Source organism: Vibrio metoecus, from assembly GCF_009665255.1.
Lineage (GTDB): Bacteria > Pseudomonadota > Gammaproteobacteria > Enterobacterales > Vibrionaceae > Vibrio > Vibrio metoecus_B.
This window is the reverse complement of the sequence record NZ_CP035686.1, coordinates 971,539-988,241: the sequence shown is the minus strand read 5'-3', so window position 1 is coordinate 988,241 and position 16,703 is coordinate 971,539. Positions and strand designations below refer to the sequence as shown.

12 protein-coding genes, 1 tRNA gene and 1 pseudogene are annotated in these 16,703 nt (G+C 46.8%); 10 read left to right on the top strand and 4 right to left on the bottom strand.

Going from position 1 to position 16,703, the window contains the following annotated elements; translation table 11 throughout:
• Positions 1 to 163: 163 nt before the first annotated feature.
• On the top strand, positions 164 to 1,057 hold the full coding sequence (locus EPB59_RS04610) for a 1-aminocyclopropane-1-carboxylate deaminase/D-cysteine desulfhydrase (RefSeq protein WP_154171680.1): 894 nt from the start codon (positions 164 to 166) through the stop codon (positions 1,055 to 1,057).
• Between the two features lie 18 nt (positions 1,058 to 1,075).
• Complete coding sequence (locus EPB59_RS04605; protein WP_154171679.1) at positions 1,076 to 1,363, top strand: DUF1496 domain-containing protein; 288 nt, start codon at positions 1,076 to 1,078, stop codon at positions 1,361 to 1,363.
• On the opposite strand, the gene EPB59_RS04600 is transcribed toward EPB59_RS04605, so the two are convergent.
• Together EPB59_RS04600 and EPB59_RS04595 are read right to left on the bottom strand one after the other, a co-directional pair.
• Positions 1,344 to 2,795: an NAD-dependent succinate-semialdehyde dehydrogenase gene (locus EPB59_RS04600; protein WP_195707057.1), complete on the bottom strand. Its 1,452-nt coding sequence runs from the start codon at positions 2,793 to 2,795 to the stop codon at positions 1,344 to 1,346. The two genes, EPB59_RS04605 and EPB59_RS04600, sit on opposite strands and share 20 nt — an antisense overlap.
• Positions 2,796 to 2,951: 156 nt before the next feature.
• Positions 2,952 to 3,554, bottom strand: a complete 603-nt coding sequence (locus EPB59_RS04595) for a TetR/AcrR family transcriptional regulator (RefSeq protein WP_154171677.1) — start codon at positions 3,552 to 3,554, stop codon at positions 2,952 to 2,954.
• A gap of 202 nt (positions 3,555 to 3,756) precedes the next feature.
• Between EPB59_RS04595 and EPB59_RS04590 the strand changes: the two genes are divergently transcribed.
• From EPB59_RS04590 to EPB59_RS04560, 8 genes and pseudogenes are all read left to right on the top strand, one after another.
• On the top strand, positions 3,757 to 4,584 hold the full coding sequence (locus EPB59_RS04590; RefSeq protein WP_154171676.1) for a TonB-dependent receptor: 828 nt from the start codon (positions 3,757 to 3,759) through the stop codon (positions 4,582 to 4,584).
• Between the two features lie 56 nt (positions 4,585 to 4,640).
• A complete protein-coding gene (locus EPB59_RS04585) occupies positions 4,641 to 4,844 on the top strand; it encodes a hypothetical protein (RefSeq protein ID WP_431355106.1) in 204 nt (67 codons plus the stop codon).
• The gene (locus EPB59_RS19005; protein ID WP_431355112.1) at positions 4,811 to 4,912 is read left to right on the top strand and encodes a hypothetical protein; all 102 of its coding nucleotides are present in this window, start codon (positions 4,811 to 4,813) and stop codon (positions 4,910 to 4,912) included. Before EPB59_RS04585 ends, EPB59_RS19005 begins: the two co-directional genes overlap by 34 nt.
• 194 nt (positions 4,913 to 5,106) lie before the next feature.
• Entirely contained in the window at positions 5,107 to 6,201 is a 1,095-nt protein-coding gene (locus EPB59_RS04580) for an efflux RND transporter periplasmic adaptor subunit (RefSeq protein ID WP_154171675.1), read from the top strand.
• The gene (gene vexD, locus EPB59_RS04575) at positions 6,201 to 9,251 is read left to right on the top strand and encodes an efflux RND transporter permease subunit VexD (RefSeq protein WP_154171674.1); all 3,051 of its coding nucleotides are present in this window, start codon (positions 6,201 to 6,203) and stop codon (positions 9,249 to 9,251) included. Before EPB59_RS04580 ends, vexD begins: the two co-directional genes overlap by 1 nt.
• A 211-nt stretch (positions 9,252 to 9,462) precedes the next feature.
• Positions 9,463 to 9,550, top strand: a tRNA-Ser gene (locus EPB59_RS04570).
• Between the two features lie 312 nt (positions 9,551 to 9,862).
• Positions 9,863 to 11,098 carry a tyrosine-type recombinase/integrase gene (locus EPB59_RS04565; RefSeq protein ID WP_114735788.1) on the top strand — a complete coding sequence of 412 codons (1,236 nt, stop codon included), beginning with the start codon at positions 9,863 to 9,865 and terminating at the stop codon, positions 11,096 to 11,098.
• Between the two features lie 17 nt (positions 11,099 to 11,115).
• Positions 11,116 to 11,667, top strand: a pseudogene (locus tag EPB59_RS04560) (tyrosine-type recombinase/integrase); the annotation flags it as partial.
• Between the two features lie 25 nt (positions 11,668 to 11,692).
• Here the strand turns inward: EPB59_RS04560 and EPB59_RS04555 are convergent.
• A complete protein-coding gene (locus EPB59_RS04555; protein WP_154171673.1) occupies positions 11,693 to 15,532 on the bottom strand; it encodes a type I restriction endonuclease subunit R, EcoR124 family in 3,840 nt (1,279 codons plus the stop codon).
• A gap of 9 nt (positions 15,533 to 15,541) precedes the next feature.
• Positions 15,542 to 16,702: a restriction endonuclease subunit S gene (locus tag EPB59_RS04550; RefSeq protein WP_154171672.1), complete on the bottom strand. Its 1,161-nt coding sequence runs from the start codon at positions 16,700 to 16,702 to the stop codon at positions 15,542 to 15,544.
• Between the last annotated feature and the right edge of the window lies 1 nt (position 16,703).

Below are 16,703 nucleotides of genomic sequence, written 5' to 3'. Positions count from 1 at the left end.
TTCCTTTTTATTAACTCCTATACTTGTGTACGCCCAAAATCAGATTGTTTTGGGCGTTTTTTTATTGGTCGTTTTTCAGTTAACGTCCCCTTGTTACTCAAGCAGTAGCAGTTCGGCACAATGTGCGTATAATGGCCGCCCCCATTCGTTGCTCGACTAACCTATGCTGATCACCCAATCACCCATCACTGAACACCGTTTTGAAGGGCAAACCTTTTACCTGAAACGAGATGACAAACTTCATCCACATTTCAGTGGTAATAAGGCCCGAAAATTAATGGCACTGTTGGAAGGGGATTTTCCTGATGTCACCACATTAATCAGCTACGGTTCGGCACAAGCCAACTCACTTTACTCTTTTGCCGCTCTCGCCAGACTACGTGGCTGGCGCTTAGAGTTTTACGTTGACCACATTCCCGCTTGGCTGAAAAATTATCCGATCGGCAACTATCGTGGTGCGCTGGAGTTGGGGGCAACCATTATTGAAACGCGTCCACTAAGTGCTAAGCATCCACGAGAATTTATTCAGCAACAACGCAAGCCAAATGCCGATTGTTTGGTGATTGAAGAAGGAGCTCGCAGCCCATTTGCAGAGCCGGGAATCAAACAACTAGCGTTAGAAATGCTCGAATGGATCCGCCACCACCCCCAACAAGATTGGGTGGTTGCTTTGCCATCAGGCACAGGAACGACAGCTCTCTATTTGCACAAGTACTTACAGCCACACGGTGTTGAAGTCATCACTTGCCCATGTGTGGGTGATGAGGCTTATTTGCGAGAGCAGTTTTGCATGTTGGGTGAAAGCATTCACCCCACCATTATTAACCCGCCAACTAAACATTACTTTGGTCATCTTTATGAGGAAGACTATCAGATTTGGCAAAATTTAATGGCGCAAACCCATATCGAATTCGACTTGTTGTACGACCCGCTGATGTGGCGTTTATTGTCAGTTTGGCGTGGCGAGAACCCAGACCGAAACTTGCTTTATCTACACCAAGGAGGTTTACTGGGTAATGAGAGTATGTTGCCGCGCTATGAGAGGCAGTTTACCTAAATGGATATCGGAGGCCTGATGCGAAAATTGATTGGGGCAATCGTTCTATTAAGTTACAACGTCGCGTTGCAAGCGGCACCCACAACGACAACAGCTACGCTACCCGTGGTGGTAAGTGATGATATCGCCAAGCGTGTGTGCTACTACCAAGATCAAGCTTATTCCGAAGGCGCGGTGATTGTGGTGGGTGAGATCTATCTTGTTTGTCAGCGAGCCAATGATTTTGAAACCAATGGCCCGTTGAAATGGTTGCCACTAAATGGGCAAACCAACGAAACACCGAAACCTAAGCTAGTCCACCCATAAGGGTATATTTCACTTCGAGGTATTCTTCAAGGCCGTGCTTTGCCCCTTCTCGACCAAGGCCTGACTCTTTGATGCCGCCGAAAGGAGCTAACGTAGTGGAAATTAACCCTTCATTGATTCCCACAATACCCGCTTCCAATGCTTCACTCATACGCCATGCTCTGCGTAAAGACTGCGTATAGCAGTAGGCCGCTAACCCAGAATCGGTCGCATTGGCGCGCTCAATCACCTCTTGCTCTGAACTAAAGCGAAACAGTGCGGCCAACGGTCCAAAGGTTTCTTCGCTCGCCACTTGCATATCATCCGTCACTTCAGTCAAAACATGAGGCTCAAACAAACGGCTTCCGACTTGAGGCCGCTCACCAAACACTACCCTCGCTCCTTTGCTTTGGGCATCCACAATATGTGAGGTGACTTTAGCTACGGCGGCATCGTTGATCAGCGGGCCAATGCTCACCCCCTCGTCCAAACCATTACCGACTTTGAGCTTGCTGACCCGATCCACCAACTTGGCAGCAAATTGATCGTATACCGCGTCATGCACATAAATCCGGTTTGCACATACGCAGGTTTGCCCGGCGTTACGAAATTTCGCCACCATCACACCGTCAATCGCAGCATTAATATCGGCATCCTCAAACACAATAAACGGCGCATTTCCTCCTAGCTCAAGCGAGAGTTTTTTCACACTGTTGGCTGATTGTGCCATCAAAAGCTTGCCAACCCCAGTTGAGCCAGTAAATGAGAGTTTGCGTACCGTTTTGCTTTCCGTCAGTACACGCCCGACTTCAATCGCATCGCCAGTCACCACTTGAAACAAACCATCAGGGATTCCCGCTTGTTGCGCGAAGTCGGCCAAGGCTAAGGCGGTAAACGGCGTATCCGGTGCCGGTTTTAATACCACGGCACAACCGGCAGCAAAGGCAGGAGCACATTTACGGGTAATCATCGCTGCCGGGAAATTCCAAGGCGTAATTGCGGCAACAACGCCAACAGGCTGACGTGAAACCAAAATACGCGCATCGGTTTTATGGGATGGGATCAACTCACCATACGCACGTTTAGCCTCTTCGGCATACCATTCAACAAAACTAGCAGCGTAGTGAATCTCCCCCTTGGATTCTGCCAATGGCTTTCCTTGCTCAAGCGTTAATAAGGTCGCTAGCGACTCATGATGTTGTTCGATCAACTCGTACCAACGACGCAACACTTTCGCTTTGGTGTCTGCCGTTTGGTTACGCCAAGCAACTTGCGCTTTTTCTGCCCCCGTAATCGCCCTTTGTACTTCAGCGCCAGTTAACTGCGGAACACTGCCGAGAACAGAGCCATCAAGCGGGTTAGTCACCCTTTGCCTTGCATTTTGCTCGCCAGAAATCCACTGCCCATTAATGAATGCACTTTGGTGAAAAAATGGAAAATCGGTCGAAAACATAAGAAGGCTCCTCATCAAACCATGCTTTGAAGCAACACCCTTGCCGCTACACACTATTGCGCGAGCGGGATTGGCAATAAAAAACGCATATTGCTCCTATCAAATCCAAATGAAAAGTCATTCTTACCGTGAATAGCTATCAAGTTGCGATAAACATTAATGAGGGAGTCTTGCGTAAGCCATCATAAAAACGCGGACGATCTCCTCCATCATCGCTTGTTGTTGCTCGGCATTCGGTCGTTCAATCGCCGCAAACAGTTGTGGCCATAGAAATTGACCATGAAAGAGATTCATCAGTGTAGCGGCCATCTGACTCAGCCCCATATCTTGCAACTGCCCATCCTGAATAGCGGCCTCTAGCCAAGCACCTAACACAGGATCTTTCGCTCCCATTAGGGAGAGATACTGCTGAGTTAATGAAGGATCGCGAATAAACTCGCCAACAATCATGCGCACCACATCAAGGCCAATGTGTTGATACAGCACCTCGACTTTAACCATCAGGTACTCCAGTAACTGCTCCGCCAATGAGCGATCATGTTGATACTCAAAAGCAAAGTCATTGGGTTGCACCACTAGCGCGTTAATCACTTCGATAAATAGCAATTCTTTGCTCGTAAAGTGGCGATATAAAGTACGCTTTGAGGTACCTGCCCTTTCACAAATACGATCCATATTCGCAACATGAAACCCAAACTGAATAAATTCTTCTTTTGCGGCCTCAATTAAAGCGAGACGTTTTTGTTCACTTAGCTTCATACCGGAATTTCTCTCAAACTAATCAGGCTTCACTATAACCTGAAATCACAACAAGTACACTTTCAAGTTTACTTTTTTCGCAATCTCAAAGTATGATCCGCAACCATGGCATTCAGGGAATCAGAAACCATCATCGGAAAACCTATGTTTAGGTGTGTTTATACCTTTATCCCCAAGCGGATAATACTACTGAGTCAATTGAATGAGATTACGAACATTACTATTACTGACATTCCTCTCCCTTCCTACACTCACTTGGGCGGATGATTTTTCACTGCCCATTTGGAAAGAAAAGGCCGAAGCCCTCGGCTATGAATTACCCAACCCGATAGGCTTTAGCCTCAGCTACATGACTATGGAGCAAGGGATCAATGTCGATTCAATCGCTATCCAAGGGCTCGGTAAGCTCCCATTGCAACTGCAAGCGGATCCGGGCAGACAATACACCGAAGTGTTGACTCTACGCGCCGACGTGTGGCTATTTCCATTTCTTAACTTGTATGGCCTCGTCGGAAAGTTGGATGGCTACTCAACAACGGATGTCAACGTTAAATTTCTCGGTTCCCCAACACCACCGATTAAAGATTTTCGCCTCGATCTCGATGGTTACACAACAGGCGTCGGTGGTGTTCTCGTGGGAGGTTATCAAAACTGGTTTGCCTTGGTGGATGCGAGCTTTACCCAAAGCCGCTTAACAGTGATTGATGGCAGTATCGATGCGTTGGTGATCTCGCCTCGGGTCGGTTACGACTTTCATCAGCACGGCCACCCGCTGCGTATTTGGGTGGGGGCTATGTATCAAGATGTCGAACAAACGTTACAAGGCTCGTTATCTGATTTGGGGCTTCCAAGCAAACTCACCGCGCTCCTACCGAAAGATGCAGGCTTTGAGGTCAAACAACATTTACAAACGCCGTGGAATCCGCTGGTCGGGATGCAATATCAACTCAATGACAGTTGGTATTTGCTTGGCGAGTTCGGTTTTGGCGATCGCCAAAGTCTATTTTTCTCTCTCGATAGACGGTTTTAGCTCAGCGATTTCAAACCGTTAACACAGCAAAATCAACATCATATTGGCCAACCGCCTTGAATACCGCCATCGCGCAGCAGAAACACGCCAGACTGCAAGTAAGATTTCAGCAATTTAATGGGTCATATACTGGAAACGCAGAAATAGCAGGAAGCTGGGAGCTGGGAGCTGGGAGCTCTTTAATGCTCAGGGTGAAAGATGGCTTAGCCAAGAGTTTAGCTTTCAGATACCACTTGCCGATGAGGGCTATCCCGCATTAGTGGAAACCCTTTCTTTAGGGTTGGCACAGCTTTCTGTTCAGATACAAATGGCGTTGGTGAGACAATAAACTCAGTGAACCATAAATGTACACTTACGAGTTTACTTTTGCACATTGCTCAAGGTATGATGCGCAAAATGTTACTTGCTACGCAGAAAATGGGCGTTAAAAGCAAGTGGATGAACCATGCTGAATACACAGCTATTCATCAGATACTGATACAAGATCCTTCTTCCTGATGAGACATTGAGGAGCAACACATTATGACTCGGCCTTTCATTCGTTCTGTCATCACTAAACGCACGTTATTGAGTGTGGTTGTGGGTTCAGCATTACTGCTAGCCGGCTGTGGCGAAGCACCACAAGTCAGCACTCCAGCCCCGATTATCAAGCCAGCATTAACCGAGATTGTCGCAAATCAACGCGCTTCCGATCTCACGTTTAATGGCGTAGTGCGCGCCGCTCAGCGCGCTGATCTTGCTTTTCGCATCAGTGGCCGCTTAACGGATATCGCGGTAAAAGAAGGCGACCAAGTGAAAAAAGGCCAATTACTGGCGAGCCTCGACTCACGAGATGCCAAAACGGCGCTAGAAGTTGCGCAACTTGAGCTAAAAAATACCGAACAAGAGTACCGCCGCGCCAAAGCCATTTTTGAGAAAACCCAAGCCATTTCTAAAGCCGAGCTGGATAAAGTCACCAATCGCTACGACCTTGCCAAAAACCGTGTGGAAGAGGCCAAACGCAAACTGGAGTACACCCAAATCACCGCCCCGTTTGATGGCGTCATCAGTGAAAAAACCATCGAGAATTTTGCTCAAGTGCAAGCCAATCAAGTGATCATGATTTTGCAAGATCTGAATGATTTGGAAGTAGCGATTGAGATCCCGCATCGTGTCATGCTCTCAGGTGTACGCAATACCCGCGCGATCGCCGAGTTAAGCGCGATTCCTAATCAGCAATTTGATTTACAGCTGCGTACCTACTCCACTCAGCCAAGTTCGGATTCACAAACCTACTCTGTAGTGCTTGGTTTTGAAGATTTGAAAGGCTTTCGCGTAATGCCCGGCATGTCAGCTAAAGTGATCCCGGTTGCCGACAATCCAACCGCTGAAAACACGCTCATCACCCTACCACTCACCGCCCTAGTGCCAGATAACCAAGGCAAACAATTTGTGTGGGTAGTCAATGCGCAAGACCAAGCGGAAAAACGTTACGTCGACATCGGTACTACCTACAAAGACCGCGTGGTGATCACCCAGCATCTCAAACCGGGTGAGCAGGTTATTATCGCGGGTGTTTCGAGTGTGCGCGAAGGCATGACCGTTCGTCCCTACACGGATAACAACGGAGCCCAATAATGGATATTGCACGTTATACCCTTGCCAAACGCACCAGCGTTTGGGTGCTGATAGCCCTGACCTTGATTGGCGGCTACATCAGCTACCTCAAATTGGGTCGTTTTGAAGATCCTGAGTTTGTGATTCGCCAAGTGGTGATTGTGACGCCTTATCCGGGTGCCACCGCGCAAGAAGTTTCCGATGAAGTGACCGATGTCATCGAAGGTGCGGTGCAAGCGCTGCAAGAGCTAAAAGAAGTCAAATCGGTTTCGATGCAAGGCCGCTCTGAAGTGACGGTAGAAATCAAACTCGAATTTGCCAAATCCTCCGCGCAGTTGCAGCAGGTATGGGACAAATTACGCCGCAAAGTCGCGGATGCGCAGCGCCAACTGCCTCCCGGTGCCGGCGCTTCAATCGTTAACGATGACTTCTCTGACGTGTACGCGCTGTTTTATGCGGTAACTGGAGAAGGCTTTAGCGACAAACAGCTGCAAGACTACGTCGATACGCTGCGCCGTGAACTGGTTTTAGTGCCGGGTGTGGCCAAAGCCGCCACATTGGCTGAGCAGCAAGAAGCGATCTTTATCGAGATGTCCAGCGAACGCATGGCGGAATTTGGCCTTTCGGTTGAACGCGTGCTGCAAGTGCTACAAAAGCAGAGCCTAGTCACCGTTGCAGGCAGCGTCGATGCTCAGCAGATGCGCATTCCGGTGATCCCTAAATCCAACATCAGCTCCTTGGCTGACCTCACTAATTTGCAAGTGGCGGTCGGTAGCAACAATGCGGTGGTACGCCTAGGTGATATTGCCAACATCAGCCGTGGCTACACCGAGCCAGCATCGATGCTGATGCGCTATAACGGTCAGCGTGCGATTGGTTTTGGTATCTCGAACGTCACCGGCGGTAACGTGGTCGAGATGGGCGATGCCGTCAAAGCACGTTTGGCTGAACTTGAAAGCCAGCGCCCACTGGGCATGGATCTGCATGTGATTTCGATGCAGTCTGACTCGGTGCGCGCTTCGGTGGCCAATTTTATCGATAACCTGATTGCCGCTGTCGCCATCGTGTTTGTCGTGCTCCTGCTGTTCATGGGCGTACGCTCAGGCGTCATTATCGGTTTTGTTTTGCTGCTTACTGTTGCCGGTACCTTATGTGTGATGCTGATTGATGACATCGCCATGCAGCGGATTTCGCTCGGCGCACTCATCATCGCCCTCGGCATGTTGGTGGATAACGCGATTGTAGTCACTGATGGCGTACTCGTGCGTTTTCAGCAAGAGCCGAACGCCGATAAACAGCAAGTGGTCTCTGAGGTGGTCAATGCCACAAAATGGCCACTGCTGGGCGGTACGGTGGTGGGCATTTTTGCCTTCAGCGCAATTGGCCTCTCTCCTTCCGATATGGGCGAATATGCCGGCTCGCTATTTTGGGTGATCCTCTACTCGATGTTTTTGAGTTGGGTGTTTGCGGTGACCGTCACCCCCATGCTGTGCCATGACTTTCTACGCGTTAAAGCTCCCACCAAAGAGGCGAAACCGTCTAAATTGGTGACGGGTTATAAAGCCGTACTGCAATGGGTGTTAAGCCACCGCGTGGTCAGCTGTGCGATGCTACTCGGCACCTTAGTGGCTGCGGTGTGGGGCGCTCAGTTTATTCCGCCGGGCTTTATGCCAGAGTCGCAACGACCACAATTTGTGGTGGATGTGTACTTGCCACAAGGCTCGGATATTCGCCGCACCGAACAGGTTGTCGCCAGCATTGAGAAAGACGTGGCGCAAAAAGACGGTATTACCAATATCACCAGTTTCATCGGCGGTGGTGGCCTGCGTTTTATGCTGACCTACTCACCCGAGGCGCGTAACCCTAGTTACGGTCAACTGCTGATTGATATTGATGACTACACCAAAATTGCTCCATTAGTAGGCGAGCTGCAAAATGAGCTGGATGCCAAATACCCAGATGCCTCAATCAAGGTGTGGAAGTTTATGCTCGGTCGCGGCGGCGGCAAGAAAATTGAAGCCGGTTTCAAAGGCCCAGACAGCCATGTGCTGCGCCAATTGGCCGAACAAGCCAAAGCCATCATGCATAACGACCCGAACTTGATTGCGGTGCAAGATGACTGGCGTCAACAGGTGCCGGTATTGCAACCTGTGTATTCCGCGCAAGAAGCACAGCGCCTTGGCTTAACCACACAAGAAATCAGCGCCGCGATCGCGCAAACGCTCAATGGCCGTAATGTTGGGGTGTATCGCGAAGGCAATGATTTGATCCCGTTGATGGTTCGCGCACCAGAAAATGAACGCCACCACGAACGTGCGATTGAAAACAGTGAAGTGTTCAGCGCGCAAGCCGGTCGTTACGTTCCGGTGAGCCAACTGGTGGATTCAGTCAATACTGTCTATCAAGATGCCTTACTGCGCCGCATCAACCGCATGCCGACCATCTTGGTGCAAGCTGATCCAGCGCCGGGTGTGATGACGGCCGATGCGTTCAATAATGTGCGCGAAAAAATCGAGCAGATTGAGTTGCCAGCTGGCTATGAGCTGATTTGGTACGGTGAATACAAAGCCTCGAAAGATGCCAATGAAGGTTTGGCGCTCTCCGCTCCTTATGGCTTTGCGGCGATGATTCTCGCGGTGGTGTTTATGTTTAACGCGCTGCGTCAGCCACTCGTGATCTGGATGACCGCCCCCTTTGCCGTCGTGGGTGTCACGATTGGCCTTATCGCCTTTCAAACTCCGTTCGAGTTTATGGCAATCCTCGGCTTTTTAAGCTTGATTGGTATGATGGTGAAAAACGCGATTGTGTTGGTTGACCAAGCGGATGCGGAAATTCGCGAAGGTAAAGAAGCTTACTTCGCGATCATTGATGCGGCGGTGAGCCGTGCACGCCCGGTTCTGCTAGGCGCATTCACCACGATTTTAGGTGTGGCTCCACTTCTGGTAGACCCATTCTTTAAGAGTATGGCGGTCACCATTATGTTTGGTTTGCTGTTTGCCACCATTCTGACCTTAGTCGTGATCCCGCTCTTCTATGCCGTGCTGTTTAGAGTGAAAGTCTCCAAAGTATAATCAGGCGGTTAATCTCACCCTTCCCAACCAATAAGGCTCCGCAAGGAGCCTTATTATTCTAGAAAACCCAGCACAATTGTCGTGATTTTGCCCACTCCAGCTACTTTGTAAGCAAACGCACTCAATGCGCGAGTTTTTTTCGGATTTCTGCTTGACCATCCACAGTAGAATCATTAAATTAGCGCCTCGTTAGCCAAGCGGTTAACGATTCGGTGAGTTGTCCGAGTGGCTGAAGGAGCACGCCTGGAAAGTGTGTATACGGCAACGTATCGAGAGTTCGAATCTCTCACTCACCGCCACATTCAAGTTTAAAGACGTCCTAGGACGTCTTTTTTCTTATCTGAAATTTATAAAAATCAAATAGTTACTATTCAGTAGTATTCCACAAGATGTCATAAAAGCGTTCACTTTTCGTAATACCTAAAGTAATACCCAGCTACCCACTCTAGTGCTAGTATTACTTTTGAGCACCAATCCAGGTATTACTTTATGGTCAAACTGCCCACCAAAGCAGGCTGTAACTTAATGTAAATTAAGTAGTTATTAGCCAAAAGTAATACCTATTTTTGGGAGTCCTCATGCTCTAGCCAGGTATTACTTGAGGGATTGAAATGGCAAATAATCTAACCGCAAGGCAAATTCAAACCGCAAAACCTAAGGATAAGCTTTATCGTTTATCTGATGGCGGCAATCTCTACTTTTGCGTACGTCCAAGCAATTCTCGCTCATGGCAATTCCGTTATAAACGACCAGGACAAGATAAGATCACTTATCTTTCGTTTGGAACCTATCCCGATATGTCTTTGGCGGAAGCTCGAGAGAAAGCCCTTGAGGCTCGCAAGCAGTTAGCGGATGGTATTGACCCTCAACTCGCTAAAGAAGAACAAAAAGCAAAAACCATTACTGAACAAAATGCGACGTTCAAGTTTGTCGCTGAGCAATGGAAGGCTACGAAGGAAGGGCAAATAAAAGAGAAGACACTGGAAGGGAATTGGCGAAAACTTGAACTTTATGCCTTTCCCAAATTGGGCTCGATACCCGTTAGTAAACTTACTGCGCCGATTGCCATCGCTGCATTACGGCCAATAGAGTCTCAAGGATTACTAGAAACTGTAAAACGCACCGCCCAACTTATGAATGAAATCATGAACTATGCGGTAAATAGCGGGGTCATTCATGCTAACCCATTGGCTGGCATCCGTGATGTGTTTAAAAAACACAAAGTGGTGCACATGAAAGCCCTGCAACCACATGAAATGCATGATCTTATACGCACCGTTGCTACAGCAAATATCCAGCATGTGACACGATTTTTAATTGAATGGCAACTTCACACCATGGTTCGGCCTAACGAAGCCTCTGGTGCTCGTTGGGAAGAAATCGACATGGTTAATAAGCTTTGGATTATCCCTAAAGAGCGAATGAAGATGAACCGTGAGCACGTAGTCCCACTGACAGCACAAACATTGGCTATTCTTGAAGCAATTAAGCCCATCAGTGGTCATAGAGAGTTCATTTTCCCATCTAGCCGTAATCCAAAGGTACCCACCGATTCTGAAACCGCTAATAAAGCACTTAGCAGAATGGGATTTAAGGATAGAACGACCGCGCACGGTCTTCGTGCTTTGGCAAGTACCACTCTTAATGAACAGGGCTTTGAACCTGATGTCATTGAAGCCGCATTGGCTCATACTGACAAAAACCAAATACGCAAAGCATACAACCGTACCGACTATTTAGACTCTCGTCGAAAGCTTATGAGCTGGTGGAGTGAGCATATCGAAAAATCTAGTTATGGAAGTTACAGTGTGGCTGGTGCTGGATATTTGCACTTACTGAAAGCCTAAATAAGTGGTAACACACCAGTATGCCTAGGCCATCTAGTGCGCGATGGGACGACATTGATTGGGATGAGAAAGTTGGGGCTATTCCCACAGAGAGAATGAAAAAAGAAGAGAGCACCGCATTCCGCTCACAGAGCAGATGCTAGCGCTATTGGAAGTAATGAAACCGATAAGTGGCCATCGCAATTTTATTTTTCCGTCAGATAGACCCGAAAAAGCCCTGCAACAGCCAAACGGCTAACATGGCATTAAAACGTATGGAGTTTGCTGGAAGGCTTGTTAGTCAAGGCTTGCGCTCTCTAGCGAGTACCACACTCAACGAGCAAGGCTTTGATCCCGATTTGGTAGAAGCAGCGTTGGCCCACGTTGATGATAACCAAGTTCGAAGTGCCTATAACCGCACGGATTATCTCGAACGTAGAAAACCAATGATGTGCTGGTGGAGCGAGCATATAGAAGAGGCCGGCAAAGGCAGCCTCTCTGTTACTGGGACCAAGCAATTTTTAAATATCATCCTTGGATTGAAAAACTGTCCAAGGATGAAAAATGTGGTACATACTGACTTTAGTTAACCGCTACATTATCCTGCTTATGAACTCAATGGATGCTTTCTTTCCGCTCATCAGCTTCTTTCTTCTTCAACTGAAAATCGATCACATTAACGCTTTGAGAGATTATTGTCTGAATTTCTTCATCGTTCATCGTTCTCTCATTGTTTTTCTTATGCTTTTCAATCAATAATTTGGGCAAATCAACCAAGGTTAATGAAACAACTTTTTTGGCCGAGTCATAAATGACATTTTCCAGATATGGTCTCAGAACTTCATTTGCCATTGCAACAGTTGCATATGCAACAATAACATCAACAACACTTCCTTTTTTAGTCTCTTTTAAAGTCCAAACAATACCGTCTTGACTTCCATTGTATAGTGGTAACCCTAAATCCTTAGTTACACTTTCCAGTAAAGCTATAGAGTTCAATGTAATATCGAGAACCGATCGTGAAATAATACCTAGCTCTTTAAGCTCTCTGTAATAACCCGTGGTGCTCAAACTTGCAAAATCTTCTTGATATGGTGAATCAGTGCTTAACGTAATAGATAGCAGTTCCTCCATACCTTCTACCTTAGCAACTTGTGAAGCTCTATAGAGCTTCATATCACCAAAGATCAGAGGCTCAGGGGTACCTATTTGACATGCTCCGTTCGAGTAATCCACGTCGCCGCTGTTAGAAGTTTCTGCTTGATTAATAATAAACTTTTGGAGGTACTCATCAATACGCAAATTGAGCTTAAAGGGAGGAATTGTAGTCCTTTCAATACGCTCAAAGAAAACCTTTGCCTTGCGTTTATCGACTGTCGATTTCAACGTGTCAAAACGGCCAAAGCGGTTAATGTTGTGTGCATTAACGTCGCCGTTCATTAATTGAAGAAGCAAATCCTTGTCTAACCCAAGCGCCTCAACAATACCAGCAATCCGCGACTGTTCAGCCTGATTTTGGTAGTCATTGATGTAGTCTCTAAACGAATGACCATCAATTAATTTAGCATCACCACGCTGCAAATCATGTAAAAAGAGCTTGGCGTATCTTTGCTCGGCTTGGGTGAGCGATGCAAACGACTTGTGTAGCTCATTTAGTGTCGTTTCAACACTTGTATAGTCTTTGTGTTGATTCAGCTCCTTTAAGTATTTATCAAATCGGCTGTTCATGTAGTCGGCATCAATTTTGCCGGTATCAATTTCTGTTAAATAGCCACTGATATCGAAAGGAACATCGCCGCCATCTGAGCCGCCGCCATTATCTTTACTAGCTAGCTCTTTGTAACGCAGGGCTAGCACCAAGTAGGTTTGCTGTTCTATGGCGAGCAACACTTCCCGATCAATACCGCCATCCTCTTCTGAGGAGTCAGTAAATGTGTAGACAGACTGCCCCCAATGCATTCCTTGCACTTTGGCAGCTTCCAGATGCTTGTTCAAATCATTAAATAGCTGGGCAAACTTGGCACAGACTTCAATATCTTCTGGCAATTTTTCAAAATTTCCGACGCCAGCGCTAACAAACAGTTCGGTAATCTCTGCCGCTAGCTCATTCATCGCCTCAAGGTTGCTTGCAAGTTTGTCAACAAATAAACCGATGGGTTTGTCGCCGGAATAGAGTTTTACCGCATCGTTAATGTGTTGTTCCATGGTGTGTGGATAGCGGTAATAACGAATGATGCCGTGAGGCTTGTCAGGACCGAACAGGCGATTGGTACGCGAGAAGGCTTGAATAATATTCTGGTACTTAATCACCTTGTCCAAATACAAAGTATTCAGCCACTTAGAATCAAAGCCAGTGAGCATCTGATCGACAACAATCAAGAGGTCCAGTTGTTTTGCTGGCTCGGTATGAATATTCTCGTAGGGTTTCTTATGAGCAAGTCGGGCTGCTACATCTTTTTTAAAGGCTGCATGGCGGGCAAAATCAAAATCGTGCCCGTAACGGGCGTTGTAGTCGCCCATAATTTCTTCTAAACCATCACCTTTAAAGGTTGGGCCACGGTCGCCGCTACCGTCGTTGTCAATATTTGGGTCAAAGAGAGCAGATATTTTCAGTTCAGGTTTGGCGGCTTTCAAGCGGCGGTAGTAGTCAATGGCTTCCGCGATACTATTTGTGGCAAAAATGGCGTGGAATTTATTGCCTTGGCTAAGTACATCCCATTTATCCAAGATGTCACTGACGACTTTTTCTTGGTGAGTGTCAGTTAAATATTGGCTTTTGGGGACATAGTCTTCAATGCCTTTATGATATTTACCTGTGGCATCTTTGTAGCCTGCCATCGGCACGTCATTCATAAAGTGATTAAATTTTTTCTTCTTGACTGGATCTGCCATCGCATCAGTCACCGAGTCAGCCTTGGCTTGCTCTAATGCTACAGCTTGTTTTAGATCACTGTCTCGAAAGGTGGGCACTTTATAAGGGTCAAATCCCAACACGTTTCCATCACGGATACCATCAGCGATGCTGTAACGGTGCAGCTCGTCACCAAACACATCGGTGGTGGTATTGTTATTAACCTGATTTTCTTCATGAATCGGCGTACCGGTAAAACCAAAGAAAAGGGCTTTAGGGAAGGTTTTTTTCACCCTTACCAACATGCCTTCTTTGTTTTCTTTGCCCCCACTCATGGTCGAGCGGTGTGCCTCATCAATAATAAACACCAATCGCTTCGCACGAATTTTATCTATGTCGGCCGAATTAGTTGCAGTGCCCTCATCATCTACCTCTTCAAAAATGTTACTCATTTTCTGGATTGAGCTAACAATGAGGGTATCAGCAGGATCGGTGCTCTTTAACTTGGTCACCAGCACATGAGTATTTTCAGTGGCTTGTACCACTTCCCCGTCGCCAGCAAAACCTTGGTATTCAAGGAGTGATTGAGTGCCAAGCTCAATTCTATCCATTAAGAAAATGACCTTGTCAGCATCTTTTGATTGAGCGATCAACTGCGCCGACTTAAAGCTCGTCATCGTTTTACCCGAGCCAGTGGTATGCCACACATAGCCACCAAGTCTGTCTTTATTATTTACACTACCCAGTTGATTCCACGTAGTTTTGGCAACGCGGTCGGATATCGCATTGGCGGCATAATACTGGTAGCTGCGCATGACTTTGAGCACGCCATCGGTATCATCGGCCACAGTGTAAAAACCAATCAACTGGTGTGCCATCGGGATAGATAACAGCGTTGAAGCGATATCCTTCCAGTGGTTCACAGGCTCGTTATTAAAATCGGCCCAATGGAATTGATAATCTGGATTAAACTTGCCATCTAGACCAGGGTTGGCGAAGTATTTGGCCTCTTCAGGCTCCATGGCGACAAAGACTTGGATGAGCGAGAACAAACCGCTAAACACACCCTCTTTGCTGTATTTTTCAATCTGGTTCACCGCTTGGCTTACAGGTACACCGCTGCGTTTTAGTTCAACATGAATGACCGGCATACCGTTGATCAGTAACAGCACATCACCACGACGATCGTTACGCAACGGACTGCCGCGTTCAAACTTGGGTTGCTGGACTATTTGATAACGGCTTTGACCTGCTGCTATTTCGTGGCGGTCATAAATTTTTAAGCTGACTTCCTTACCATAGTGCAGTGTATCATCAGGGTTATCACGTTTGATCGCGACGGTTTTACCGTTAATTAGCCCGTTTAGCTTAAGCGGCGTTTTCAGCGCTTTGATCTGCTCAATAATCTGCTGCATTTCACTTGCAGTCAGCGGCACATCGTTTAAGCGATCTTGCTGCCGATTGTTTTCAAACAAAATGTTTGCCCAGTTTTGCAACAACTCGGCCTCAGTTTTGTTTTTAAGTATCTCTGGCTCCCACCCCTTTTGAGTAAGCACCTCTATAAAAGCCTGCTCAAATTGCGCCTCGGTTTTAAAGGTAGTCATGGTCTCTCCCTAGACAAACATCTTGCTCAAGCAGGCTTGCTTGATGTTATTAAGTTTGGTGATCTGTTGTTGGTGTTGGTTGATCAGCGCATCGAGTTTTTGGAAGTAGCTGCCAATGGCGGCTTGTTCTGTTTCGCAAGGCAGAAGAATTTTCATACGTCCAAGTTGCTTACCTGAAATCTCTAAGAACGTCGAGCCTGACGCATGTTTAAGGGCATATTCTTTAATCTGTTTGCCTGCGGAATAAATGAAATAAGGTACAAATCCTTCTTTCACAACAAAAGATTGAAATCCCTGATTGGTAGTACCAGGTTTTGTAAGAATAGCCATATCACCTATACCAGCTCTACTAGTAAATAGAACCGTCCTACCAGCCGGAAGTAGCTTTGCAGACGAACTTTTAAGGCCTAGAGCCGTAATTTTTTTCTGGCTACCTTCAGCATACACTTTGTCACCAATTTCAGTAGGCGAGTACCAATCGATATCACCGTTCCAAAATTCAGCTATAGAGGTACTAGGAGTGCCTCCACCAATGATATCAGCAACATCAGTACCCAGTTGTTTATCCTCCCACTCCCCACTAAACCCTTTAAAACGTATTTCTGGGATAGTTTCGCATTTTTGGGGGAACATTTTTTCCAGCATTGCTTTTTTAATGTTACTGAGCTTGTCATGCTTTTGTTGATGCTGGCTGATTAGGCTATCGAGTTTTTGGAAGGTGTTGCCGATGGCGGTTTGTTCTGCTTCAGCAGGGAAAACAAAATCTAGTCGTTCTAATGCATCATATGAAAGAAAAGGCTGGCCACTACCACCGCAAACCTTTTTCAAGTTCATTTTTACTAGCGAAAAATATCCGAATAATGGATTGAAATCAGATTTTTTTGGTTTAGCAATAGTTCCATTATAAGTTACGAAATGCTCACCCTCCGCCCACAAGACAGAACCAGCATATTCACCCATATGGCCAATTACAGCAGAGCATCTAGCATTAAATCTGGTATAACCCCCAATAATTCCATTTGCACCATAAACAGGATATTGTCCACCATTGCTTGGGTTGTTATTAAACTCACCGTACTGAAAGCTATAAAGTTGCCCTAGCTTATCTTCCTGCCACTCCCCACCAAATCCCTTAAAACGAATCTCAGGAACATTCTTTTCCACACTCATC